Source organism: Terriglobia bacterium (assembly GCA_020072565.1).
GTDB lineage: Bacteria > Acidobacteriota > UBA6911 > UBA6911 > UBA6911 > JAFNAG01.
In genome coordinates, this window is record JAIQGI010000093.1 from 1 (window position 1) to 12,806 (window position 12,806).

Sequence of the window (12,806 nt, forward strand, 5' to 3'; positions counted from 1 at the left end):
CTTTGATCGCTTCCACCGCTACCTTGGCCTTGAGTGTCCCATCATACCGCTTCCGCTCTCTTTTCATCGCTCGCTCCTCCGAGGCGGCAGCGATTTTACACCTTAATCACCTGTCCAGTTTTTGGGGTACACCATAAACTGCTTCGTATATGCAAATCGTCGCATATGCATTTCTCCCAATCATCTTGCCTGGCTTTTTGGCCGCACTCATACCTCGGCGCGTTACGGACATAGTTGATGCTCCGTAATCGATTGTTGCGTGGATGTCGGGAGATCACTTTTTGCCCCCATTGCAGCAAAGGAGGGAAGTTCCAATATTTCATGGTGATCCAATCGCTTACTCGGCCAATTATTTTTCAATAGCCAGTTCCGGGCGGTTAGTGGTGTTTCCGGCAGCGCGGCGGAATGATGCGGCAGCATAGGCCACTTGTCCGGTAAGCCGATTATACCGCCGGCTACAGATTTCTTTGCCGTGTTGCGATGCGAAGGAGTATAATGGTAGCAAATTCAAATGCATCCAAACGCGTGGAAGGAAGTGCCCAGTGAAGCCGACGATTGGTACTGGTTCCAGCGGCACCGAGGGCGAAGGTCCCCAGGGACTGCTTGGCTTACTCATCTCTGTCGCATTTGCATATATCTTCGTGTTTGTTATTTTCGTGCCGGAAAGTGCCTACGGCTGGTTTGTGCCCCTGTTTATTGCGGTGGAAATCGGTACCGCGGTCTTGTACCTCGTGGCTGACCGGCGCTCGCGTGCCGAGACTGATCGGATGCTGAGAGATTTGCATCAGATCAACGAGAAAACCGACCATTGAGATCTACAATCCTCCGGCGCGCTAGGTCGAAGGCGCAAGTTCTCATTGTACGAGTATGCCACTTTTCGCCCCCTGATCCAACACAGCGGGTCCGTAACTTCCCAGATCGCGACTTCGTGGGAGTTTCGCGGATTTGCGTTAGATAGTTAGGGAAAGAAGCTTCAGTTTTCGACTGGCAACATCCAGCGCTATAAAACGGACTCGAACCGATTGTGATCGTCATGCCGGAGATGCCGTAACGCGATTCGAAGCCTGTCTTGGCTGAGATTGTTCGGCTGGTAGCCCCTCGTCCCCGCATAATACTTCTGTAAGACCGGCAAGGCGCGTGGATCGTCAAGCTGGCCCAACGTCCAGACGGCGTCATTTCTGTCCTGCAGATAGCATGATTCGCACTCTACCATCGCGATAAGGGCTTCGACTCGCTTGCCGTGAAAATATGACTGTGCTTTTTGACTGCAGGCTCTTATTCCCGAACCGATCGACAATTCGGCGATGGCAACTATGGTGAACAGCACCGGCGCGAGGATCACAAAGACTCCGATTGTGCACTTTACCCAATTGTGTCGCATGATTGCCCCCTGCAGATGCTGCGCATGTAACCTGCAGTGTGTGTCTCGCGAAATGTATTCGGAGCACCTGTGGATTTCCTCATTATAATCCGCTGTTGCAGCCGTTTATAGCTGAATTTGATGCACTTGTAGAAATCTCTGGCTCCCACGCTTGGGCACGTGAACGATAAACGCGTATACGGACACTTGCCCCTGGGGATGGTTGCCGCCCTATCGGGAACCTTCCGAATGCTTTCATCCATCCTCGTCCGAGAGGAGGTTGTCCCGACGTACATTGACCACTTTTTCACGTCCTTCCAATCGGACCCTGATCCTGATGCAAGTGCGATAGACCTGTTCTATCACACCAGGGGTGCGCTGAAGCCGCCAGTCTGTCAGGAAAGAGCGCCTCGGCAGGTGTTCCGTAGATGGACCTATTTTTTCGTATAGATGTAATCTCCACCCTGACGTTTTGGAATGGTAGACGAGGTGGACTCCGAGGTGGATTTTACCTTGAGGGTTTTGCCGTTGTCGGTCAATTCCAGACGGTCGATTTCGGTGACTTTCTCATCGCCGCGCTCCGTTAGGCGGACTAATTCAAGAACCTTGCCGCCGTCCAGCCATTTCGCCTTTTCGGTCGTCCTGACTTGGTGAGAAGATTCCGGAGCCGGCACACCGATAGAGTTCAATGTCGCCTCCTTGGTGGTCTCGCTGCCATCCAGCTTATAGGTTTTCGTGCCTCGCTTCGAGCCGGAGGACTCTGGTCCAAATTGAATTACGTCATCGACCGAGATTGAGATTTCCTTGTCGTTTTGCGTGATAGTCCAAATACTTTGTGCGAGTGGTCCCTGGGACTTGCTGTGATCCAAGACCCAGGTGCCCGAGAAATCAGTGATGGCAGCAGCCGCCGAGCACAGGCCGAGGATGGACACACCGAATATAGAAGACAGGATAGACATTTTCTTCTTCATGATTTCTCCTAAGTCAGAAGTGTCACTTATATCTGAACCACCGCATGGAAGCGGAAGCCCCGTTTAGAAGAATCAACCCGGCATCAGGCACAGCCGGAGGATACCGGAAACATCACTGTCACCGCCTGTTCAATGCCGCACGATACCCTGGGCGTGCGCGCACAGTGACGTTGGGGCGGTCCACCTGAACACGAATATGTCGGTAAGAACCGTCATGCGACGCGTTGATTGGGTAGTAACCGATCTCATACTGCTGACGCAAATCTTCGGCGATCTGCAAAAAGGCATGCCTTAGCTCGTCAATAGTTTTCGCCTGGTAAGCGCGCGCCCCTGTGCGCTCAGGCAGGTCAGCAAGGTATTGGGATGCCTGACGGTATGCTTCCATTCCGACCGCGGAAGCATTGGTGGTCTGAGCGCCGAGCGCCCTGCCGTTGATTTTGAGCGACCCCGGCGCTACCGGCACGTCGGTCGATGTGTCGTAATGAATTGTGTAGATCAGAGCTCCGGATTCTTCGGAAAGCTTAAGGCTTCGCGATGCGTCAGCCAGCCTGCTCTCCGTGTCGACACCGTCCGTAAAAAGAACAATGGCTTTACGTGCCACAACCCGGCTGAGCCGCTCGGTGAGTACGAGGTCCAGAGCATCAAAAAGCCTTGTTCCCCCGCCGGCACGCGTTTGGCCGATCGCTTGCTCAAGCTGAGCGCGGTCGCCGGTGAATTCCGCGTTCACATAAACCTCGCTGTTTAAGGAGACGACCATCAATCGGTCCTGATCCTGTAGCTGGGCAGCAAAAGCCCCCGCAGCGCTCCGGACATCCTCATGCCTGAGACTCATGCTGCTGGAGGTGTCGAGCAACAGCGCAACGCTAAACGGCGCCTCCGCAGAACTGAAATGGCTGATCTCTTGCTCTACGTCATCCTCAAAAACATGAAAATCGCGCCGCGCCAGATCCGGTGTGAACTGGCCTTGACCATCAAGCACAGTTAGCGGAACCACGACCAGCGATGTATCGACCTTGATGGTGGTTCCAGCTCCTGCAGCCGATGGCAGGTCCGATACAGACCTTTTATCATCGGGAGCTCGCTTTTTCTCTGCCTCAACTTGTGCCTGCCGATTCGCGGCTGGCGGACGTTCGGACCGCTGTTTCTTCAATACCTCATCGTGAAACTTCTTGACCAGAGCCCGTGCGGCGGATTGCTGCGCAGGACTGGTGCACTTAGGCGAGAATCCCATGCCGTTTGCGTAACCCTGCCACTGGGCGGCATCGCTCAATGTCAAGACATCTTTCCTGACCTGCATGTACGCAGCCGCCGGCATTACAAACACAAATACCTGCACGAGTTGTTTTGAATATGGCGAGTCTCCATAGCTGCCATAGGCGACCTTGGCACTTTCTCCAGTCGCTGGATCGGGATTTGATGCCTGTATCCATATGGCTGGGTACTTGCTGAAAGCAAAAAACACGAAATCGGCGCCCTCGGCGGTCGGCGCGATTCTAAACTTCTTTTGTGCCCTGAACTCATCCTCGATTTTGGTCTTGAGCAGGGGGTCGGTGCTTATCAACGGATTGCCCGACAGGGCAGACCGCTCAAGCGTCTTGGGTCCGGGACTCGACTGAGGCTGCCGCGAGCCCCGATACAAGGTCCGCTCGCTTGTCGAGTCGCATGATGCCTGGATCACATTGCGGAAATATCTATCGCCAAGCACGTTTTCCACTTGGCTGGAAGTTTTCACCGCCATTACGAATACGGATTGGGTGGCCTTGAATTCGATCTGGCGAATGTCCTCCGCTTGCTGCGCGTCGGCAGCAAATATGCATACCACAATTGCCGTCAGCATGACCTGTATTTGCCCGCGACTCACGGACTCTGCTCCCAAAGAAGAACGGACAGCTTCTTGCGATGCCTATGGTAGTTCCTATGTCTTATTCTTGCCAACTGGTCGCAAAGTTCCATTATTTTGTATGCAGTTGCTAATACAGAGAACAAGACGAAAGCATGAGTTAGCGGAAGTGTGTCCAAATCCCTCGAGTCATGGAGGCTTTGGAGGCGTATATGGAAACGAACGTGTAGGAAGTTTAAACTGCCTGACTTCTGCGGCCCACCCGGGTACGACCGCAAGTGAGGGTGGCCCGCTGGTTCTGATGAAAGGCGATGGATGAAACCGCTCCGCGGTAGCCGGTGCCACTCTCCTTTGGTGCTCAAATCGGCCACATCTCGGCACAGGTCGCCAAGCGGCTGACGAATGAAAATGTTCCGCGCGAGCCGCATTCCCACATCCGGCGGCAGGAACTCAACCGCGCCGCGGCAGCGCTGGAGCCGAAGTTCCTTAAGAGCGTGCTAATCACGACTCCAGGAGACACGGATGGCGCGACTGTACAATAAAGTAATCCGTGCAGCGCGGAACGACGGGGCTGGCAAGTGTTCCTGCAAATCAAACCCGACTTACCACAACGCCGTATCTGGGGGGATTGCCTATATTTCAATTGGAAAACCCCTGCAAAAGGCGCAGTATCATAGCCATTTAAGTGAAGATGATGGTTCGGGAAACATAAATGAGGGCTTCAGCATTGACACCGCAGAACAGCACCCAGCGCATAGCGCACTACTTGGCAGGTTTCAGCGCATCCAGTTTTCGTTCGATCCGATCCAACTGATCTCGATTTTCCTCAATCTCCCAGATGAAATGCTCAGCAAACCACCTCACCATTTGAATCGAATAGTCCGGAACATAGTTGCCCGGCAAACATCGTTCCAGCAGAGCTTCAGCAAGATTATATTCTCGCAACGCGTCATCTAATTCCACAATTTCCTCGCTCACAGAGACATTTGGAAATGAAACATAACCTTCCTCATCCGCATGAGGATGACCTGGAATGTATCGTATAATTGGAGATGCCTCATCGCTCACAACGGATGCGTTCCCATCCTTATCGATCAAAAATTCTTTTCTCCGATAAGGATTAACTTTCCCCTTGGCATCCCGTGTGGTATTGACATTCATCAAATTTTCCAGGTTCACTCTCATCCGCGTCTTCATAAGCCCAAGAAATTTGACGACTGCAGGAATGGTTTCCGGCGTTTCCTGCACATATATTCGCAACAATCCGTTCGCATCCGTTTCCAATTTTGCGCCTCGGTCCCGAAGAAACTTCACAAATGTGCTATCCTTGACCTGACCTTCAAGCATTGTGTAATACTTCGCACGCTCGCCTCCATGAACATATTCCTGTCCCTGACACGCCGCGAACAGGAACCAAAGCGCCGTCAGCCGAAGCGATGGTTACCTCCATGCCTACCAGAAGACACGGCTCGTAATCGTTGGGAGGTGACTACTTTTAGGCACCCGATAGCAACACAAAGCAACACAGGGAGTCGGATGTTTCGGGCATTTTGTGCCGCTCAAAACTGGTGAGGCGAAAACGAAATCATGGAACAGAGCAAGAATAGAGCTGCATCCAGGGGTCTCCGGATGGAACCGGGCGTCCGCCATCCGGACGGCATGATCACGTACCCTGCAGCACTTGTTCAGCCAAAAGAGAGTACGGAAGTTCCTGGCTCTCAGCTGCCGGTCGGGGCCAGTGCTACTTCCCGGCCGAGGCCTGCCAGTTCACCAGAACACTAATGGAGGAGCGCTCGGTTTGGGTCTGTTCCGGCAGCGTGTTCACCAGAAAACGGCCGTCGCGCGCGGCCACGTATCGATTCCGCCGTCCCCCACCGGCAAAGCGGGCCTCGAACAGGACGCGCGGGACGCCCGCTTCGAAGCTGGCGCCGTCCGTCTTCACCGGGACCGCCAGAAGCTTGTTGCCGGACACGTAATAAAGCTCTTTGCCGTCGTACCTCCATTGGGGCTCGGATCCGCCGGCGGGCGAGACCTGCCATCTGCCGCCAGAGGGCGGAAAGGGCTGGACGTAGACCTGGGGCTGCCTGCCGGACTCATTCGAAGTATAAGCAAGGAAATTCGACTTGGGTGACAACTGGCTTTGCCGCTCCAAAAACTCGGTGGCGCGGACCGGGAAGGGTTTGCGCTCCGCTCCGGGGCCCATCGGAAGGGCGAAGATCGAGAGCTCGGGACCTCCCTCAACCGGTTGATTGAAAAACAGGTAGCCACCATCTTTGGACCAGTCCTCCATATTCTTCGGCATGGAGGAAACCAACAGGGGCTCGTCCTGGCCCGTGCCACTGGCTGATTTTACGTAGAGATCCCGCACACCTTTGCGGTCCGAGGTCCAGGCGATCCGACTGCCATCCGGCGACCAGGCGGGGTCCATGTCGTTGGCTGGATCGAAGGTGAAGCGGGTCCTGGGGCCGCGGTTCAGATCAAGGATCCAGATATCCCGCGTTTTCGTGGACGGATCATAAATATCCACGGCCAATCGGCTGTCATCGGGTTCAAGGGCGAGACTGCCGTAATAGGCTGGCGGTCCAACCGCTCCGATGCGCCGGCCAGAGGCATCAAACCAAACCAGCTCCGAGACGGTACGGGCGGGCGCTGTGACCCATGCGAGGACGCCATTGCCGGAAGCCGAGAACTGATAGAGGTTGTTGACATTCGCCCGCACCGGTCCACCGACCATCCGGGGCTCACCGGCGAATTTCATGCTTCTCACATCCAGCTTCTGCGCGAACACCATGCCCTCGCGGGGGAACAACAGAGAATCGGGCGGCACGAACTGAAGCAACGCGGATTGAAGCGGCAGTTCACCCGACTCTTTGCCGTCAAGGGATCCCCATTTTGCCTGCAGTTGACCCTGCGTTAGACCGGTGATGTAGACGAAGCGCTTTTCATCGGGCAGGAACACCGGGGCGATGTGGTCCAATTCCCGCTTCTTGGGGTCGAGCATGGTCACCAATTCAGGAGCTCCGCCTTGCGCGGGCACTCGCATGAGCCCCCTGCGCTTTCCTCCAAGAAGGATTACGTCGTCCCGGTTCCAGTCTGCGTAGGTCACATCGGCTAGTACCGTGCAGAGTGTCTGGGGCTGTCCTCCGGCGAGGTCCACTCGTTTGAGGCGTCCGTCGACAAAGAACCCGATGTTCCGGCTGTCTGGGGACCAGAACAGGTCCGTCGCCCCCTCCGTTCCCGGGACCGACACCGGTTCGGAAGAGTTCAGCCTGCGAACGTAGATCTGGGGTCTCCCGCCGGGTGAAGCGACGCTGAAGGCGATGCGCTCGCCGTCAGGCGATACCCTCGGTTCCCGCAAGGTGGTGTCTTCGGGGCCTACGATAGTGAATCGGACGGGACGCGCCGCCTCGGGAGCGCGGTGCAAAGCCAGGTATCCGAGAGCCGCTGCCGCAGTTAACAGCACGCCGGCGGTGATCCACCCGGCCCGTGCATGCGGTCTCGCGAAGGCCGGGGCGCCGGTCGATTCCTGCACCCCTTGCAAGGCGTGCTTGAGATCCCGGGCGGACTGCCAGCGATCGTCCGGATCTTTCGCCAGGCAGGTCTTCACCACACGCTCGAGCGCGGGCGAGGTCATCGGCTGGAGTTCGTGAATCCGCGGCGGCTCGCCGGCCAGAATGGCCGCGGCCACGCTGGCCGGGCTCTTCCCGTCGAAGGCGCGGCGGCCCGTGAGCATCTCGTAGAGCACGCAGCCGAACGCGAAGATGTCGGTGCGCGCATCGGCCGGCATGCCTTCCACCTGTTCCGGAGCCATGTATTGCGGCGTCCCAAGTACGGCGCCCTCGCCGGTGAGCGGCTGCGTCAAGGTGGTTTCGGAAATTGCTTGCGGCCCGGAGGCCTGTAGTTTCGCCAGCCCGAAATCGAGCAGCTTGACGCCGGACTTCGAGACCAGTATGTTGCCCGGCTTCAGGTCCCGGTGCACGATCCCCCGCCGGTGTGCCGCGTCGAGCGCGGCGGCGATTTCGATGCCTATTTTCACCGCCTCGGTTTCCGGCAGGGGCCCTTTCGGCGGCCGTCCCTCCACATACTCCATCACCAGGAACTGCTGTCCTTCCGCCTGCTCCAGGCCATGGATTGTGGCAATGTTGGGATGATTCAGCGATGCCAGCAGCTTGGCCTCACGCTCGAAGCGGGCCAAACGCTCGGGATCGCTGTTGAATATATCCGGCAGCACCTTGATGGCCACTTGGCGGTCGAGCTTGGTGTCCTCGGCGCGGTAGACGACGCCCATGCCTCCTGCGCCAAGCTTTTCAGTGATCCGGTAGTGCGAGAGGCTCTTGCCGATCATGGAGAATTCCTCCACTGGCTCTTCGCACTCTGCAGCCAGAAAAAGATAGATTGCTGCAATTATAGTCGACTCAGTTCCGCCCTGGCTAGCTGAATCCAAGGCACTTACGCGAGTGAGTCCGATACCGGAAACCGGCAGGCCCGTAAAAAACGGCCCTCAAGGAAGTATTGGCTGTCAGCTGGCCCTCAAGCCGGAGGCGGGCCATCGCGCGCCGGCGCAGCAGGTTTTGCGTTACTAATTCGTCAACTTCCCACAGGACCGTTTATGGACAACTCACCCGTCTGCAAACCCTCAAAATCCCAACAAGTGTGGCTGATTCAGCTACCCCAGGCCGAACCGAATCGATTATAATCCCAGTGATTCCACATCGTTCTAATTGCATCGCGTGAAGTGCCGGCAGAGAAATGCTCCATGATCGGCAACACTATCTCGCACTACCGGATCATTAGCAAGCTGGGCCAGGGAGGCATGGGAGAAGTGTTTCTTGCCGACGACACATCGCTTCATCGCAAAGTCGCCTTGAAATTCCTCCCCCCTGAGATGCAGAAGGACCCCACTGCACGCAAGCGGTTCATCCGTGAAGCCAGATCTGCAGCGGCGCTGGACCATCCCTACATCTGCCACATTAACGAAGTGGCCGAATCCGACGGGCGTGACTTCATCGTGATGGAGCACGTCGACGGCCACTCGCTCAAAGATAAACTGGTGATGGGGCCATTACCGCTGAAGGATACGCTGCAGATCACAATCGAAGTGGCGGAGGCGCTCGAGGCGGCGCACGGGAAGGGGATAATCCACCGGGACATCAAGCCCGCCAACATCATGCTGACGCAGACCGGCCATGCCAAGGTGATGGACTTCGGGCTGGCGAAGCAGTTGGTTCCGTCAGGGGGAATGGAGAGTACGAAGGAAACGATCACGGCTCTTACCTCCGATGGGACCACCGTGGGGACGCTGGCGTACATGTCGCCGGAGCAGTTGCGTAGCCAGGCTGTGGACAGCCGCAGCGACATCTGGGCAGTGGGCGTGACACTGTACGAGATGGCGACTGGCGCGCGGCCGTTCCAAGGGCGGACGCCGTTCGAGCTGAGCTCGGCCATCTTGAGTCAGACCCCTCTGCCGCTTACGACGGGACGGACAGGCCCGCTGCCGCCTGGGTTGATAACGATCATCGAGCGGTGTCTGGAGAAGGAGCCGGATCGACGCTACCAGCACTGCGCGGAGGTACGGGCAGCACTGGAGGCGGTTCAATCAAGCGGCGACGTTCCGGCCTGGGTGGGCAAAAGGCGTGGGCTATCTCGCAGGGCATGGTTAGCGCTGGCGGCGGTGCTGGGCGTAGCCTCGGTCACCATCATTGCGGTTCTGACGGGCCTGAACCTCGAGGGTGTACGCAATCGACTGATTGGCACTTTGGGGGCACCGAGGTTTCGCTCGCTGTCCGTCCTGCCGATGGCGAACCTCTCCGGCGACAGCGCGCAGGAGGACTTCGCGGACGGGATGACCGAAGAACTGATCACGGTTCTCTCGAAGATCAAAGGCCTGAGGGTGACCGCACGGACGTCGGCAATGAAGTTCAAAGGGACCAATCAGACGCCGCAGGAGATCGCCAGTGCCTTAAATGTGGAGGCAGTGCTTACGGGATCGGTGATGCGCGAGGCCAGCCGCGTGCGCGTAACTGCCCAGTTGTATGAGGCGGCAACGGGCCAGCAGTTGTGGGCTGATAGGTACGAGCGAGAGTTCGCCAGTGTTTTGGCGCTTCAGAGCGAATTGGCGCGGGCGGTCGCAGGGGCGATCAAGGTCAGGCTTACGCCGGAGGAAGAATCGCGTCTCGCCAGTGCTCGCCAAGTTGACTCCGCAGCCTACGAGGCCTATCTGAGGGGTATGTCCCACCTGAACAAGGGAACACTGTCGGAAGCCAAAACGGGGCTGACGTACTTCCAGGAGGCCGTAGATAAGGATCCGGCGGATCCGTTGGCGAACGCCGGGCTGGCATTGGGCTATTGCGAGATAGCTCACAGTGCCGAAGCCCAGGAGGACTCTTTGGTAAAAGCAAAGGCTGCCGCAGCGACCGCGCTCAAACTGGACAACACGTTTGCCGAGGTCTACGCAGCCAGGGCTATGGTCGAAGGCTACAAGGAATGGAACTGGGATGCTGCCTTTCGGGACTTCGATCGCGCCCTGGATATCAATCCCAGCCTAGCCGAGGCCTATTTTCACCGTGCGTGGCTTCATGTTCTCTTCGGCCATATGGAGCAAGCCGAACAAGACCAAAAAAGAGCTTGGGAATTGAATCCGTTCGCTCCAGAGGTACGCAGTCATTTGGGACTATTATACGCTTATGAGGGTCGATACGAAGAGGCGACCGCCGAAGCCCTGAAATCTATTGAGATGGCTCCTGAATACCCGCTAGGCTATGCTTTCCTGGCAAATACCTACCAACTCAGGGGAATGTATGACGACGCCATCGCTGCGTCCCGAAAGGCGGGGGAGCTCTCCAGCACCTATCGATGGCATGTCGGGCCAATCTATGCTGCTGCCGGCCGAAGGGAAGAAGCACGAAAGCTGCTGGCGGAATTAAATCAGCAGAAACCTACACCATTTAATGTCACTTGGAGATTCCAAATCTGCATAGCTCTCGGTGATATGGACGAAGCCTTCCGATGGCTGGGTTACGAGCCCCACCATGCCTGGGTTCCTTGGATCACGGTTAACCCGGCATTCGCGACTCTGCGCAAGGACTCGCATTTCCCAGAATTGCTGCGTCGCATGAATCTTCCGCCTTTGCCTGCGTCTGGTTCCCGTTAAGGGTTTCGCCGACCAACACTTTAATATTAGGCATAATGTTCCTGGATCGTAGGCCCTTGGCCGATCCAAATCGTAGTTGTCCCGTTCCGTTCTGGGAAGGCTGAGATCCATTGTTTCAGCCACGAGGGCGTATAGTGGGCGTATCCGGACAAAACCCCTCCCGGTATCACTGTGCCGGGTTCTGCCAGCTGGCCGATTGGGAGGAATCGTCTGGTTGGGAAGCGTGTCCGCTGCCACGCTCTGGAATAGATGAGCACCGAGACCACTCATCGCGACTCCGCCTAGCGGGCGGTGACTTCAAATGCCACGGTCAGCGATTTAATGAGTGGGACCGAGGCGATGCCGCCTCCTCCCCCGCCGAGCTGGCTCCCGAGAATCCGGACAACCAGAGTCTGCTTGCTCGCCCCAGGCAGGCGGAACCTCCGAACCGTGCCAAAACGTGATGTCTTGGGGGATGGGGGATGGGGGACTGACAACGCCATGGTGCTCACGGGTCGGAATTTTGATAATTCTTCACCCTTCAGATTCCCGCTTACATCAACAAAACAGGCCTGATTATTGGACCTAAGACCGATGACCATGCGCAGCTGTTTCCAAGAGTCCAGGAAAGTGGGACGCAGACAATCGGGGATTACTATGACGCCTGGGATGCGGACTTTAGATTGAAAAATCGGCCTCCAATTCTTGTCTTAGGCCTCTCATAGAGGCACCCAACCTTCGAACATTTCGATTTACGATTATAATGCTGATTGCAGAACCGTTTTCGTTCTTAATATCCTCATTTATAAGTGCCTTTACCTGCTTTTGAAACTCGTCCCTGCCCGGCTGGCCTCCTGTTAGCAACATGCATCCTTCGGAGCAACCAGGCCCAATGTGCATCTGAATATATGACCGTTGTCCATCAGGTCCGGCTATTATTGCACTAGTGGAATCCTTTGCATCACGAACTTCTATGCGATACCCAAGCGCACCGTCATCGCGCACGGCGCCAGCATAAACACCGGGAGGAGCCTCATTGCCGGAACCGTAATCTCCTCTCGTCTTACTCGTCGGGCCATTTCGGTTTGAATCACGGGTAACGATAGCTTCATAATTTGACCCTGAATCGTTGGAAAATGTCACGCGATAAGTAGGGACTTTTTCCTGCTCTTGGGCAAGTCGTGGATTATTACGAATTTCTGAAGCCGTATACCGATTAACGTAGCTTTCACCGACTACGAAATTTGTAACGACGATGTGGAGATCGCGGCCGTCCGGGTCCACATACACAAATGGACTGTTTCTGACGTAGCTGTATTTGTTCCATTGCTGAGGATCAGAAATCCGAGCTACGATTTTCGGGTCTGGGCTAGCCTGGATTTCCACGGACAACCGTTCGCCTAAGCCCTGAAACTTCCGCTCCCGCGTTGCCGCCACGCCGGTGCGCGAAATTCCGGGCATTTCTATGGGTTGCCAAGCCCCTCAGCTCGTGCCAAGGGGGCTCAT

At 56.4% G+C, this 12,806-nt stretch carries 8 protein-coding genes; 2 read left to right on the plus strand and 6 right to left on the minus strand.

Annotated features, from left to right (window positions below):
• Nucleotides 1-542: 542 nt before the first annotated feature.
• Nucleotides 543-812: a hypothetical protein gene (locus LAP85_28350; GenBank protein ID MBZ5500324.1), complete on the plus strand. Its 270-nt coding sequence runs from the start codon at nt 543-545 to the stop codon at nt 810-812.
• Between the two features lie 188 nt (nt 813-1,000).
• Here LAP85_28350 and LAP85_28355 read toward each other — a convergent pair whose 3' ends face one another.
• The 5 genes from LAP85_28355 to LAP85_28375 all read right to left on the minus strand — a co-directional run bounded on the left by LAP85_28355 (nt 1,001) and on the right by LAP85_28375 (nt 8,516).
• Nucleotides 1,001-1,381, minus strand: coding sequence for a hypothetical protein (locus LAP85_28355; protein ID MBZ5500325.1), 381 nt, complete (start codon nt 1,379-1,381; stop codon nt 1,001-1,003).
• Nucleotides 1,382-1,794: 413 nt separating this feature from the next.
• Complete coding sequence (locus LAP85_28360; GenBank protein MBZ5500326.1) at nt 1,795-2,331, minus strand: hypothetical protein; 537 nt, start codon at nt 2,329-2,331, stop codon at nt 1,795-1,797.
• Nucleotides 2,332-2,449: 118 nt separating this feature from the next.
• A complete protein-coding gene (locus tag LAP85_28365) occupies nt 2,450-4,192 on the minus strand; it encodes a VWA domain-containing protein (protein ID MBZ5500327.1) in 1,743 nt (580 codons plus the stop codon).
• 741 nt (nt 4,193-4,933) lie between these two features.
• Nucleotides 4,934-5,518, minus strand: coding sequence for a hypothetical protein (locus tag LAP85_28370; GenBank protein MBZ5500328.1), 585 nt, complete (start codon nt 5,516-5,518; stop codon nt 4,934-4,936).
• Nucleotides 5,519-5,912: 394 nt separating this feature from the next.
• Nucleotides 5,913-8,516 carry a protein kinase gene (locus tag LAP85_28375; GenBank protein MBZ5500329.1) on the minus strand — a complete coding sequence of 868 codons (2,604 nt, stop codon included), beginning with the start codon at nt 8,514-8,516 and terminating at the stop codon, nt 5,913-5,915.
• Nucleotides 8,517-8,927: 411 nt separating this feature from the next.
• Here LAP85_28375 and LAP85_28380 point away from each other — a divergent pair, with 411 nt between their 5' ends.
• Complete coding sequence (locus tag LAP85_28380; protein MBZ5500330.1) at nt 8,928-11,321, plus strand: protein kinase; 2,394 nt, start codon at nt 8,928-8,930, stop codon at nt 11,319-11,321.
• 657 nt (nt 11,322-11,978) lie between these two features.
• On the opposite strand, the gene LAP85_28385 is transcribed toward LAP85_28380, so the two are convergent.
• A complete protein-coding gene (locus tag LAP85_28385) occupies nt 11,979-12,761 on the minus strand; it encodes a hypothetical protein (GenBank protein MBZ5500331.1) in 783 nt (260 codons plus the stop codon).
• Between the last annotated feature and the right edge of the window lie 45 nt (nt 12,762-12,806).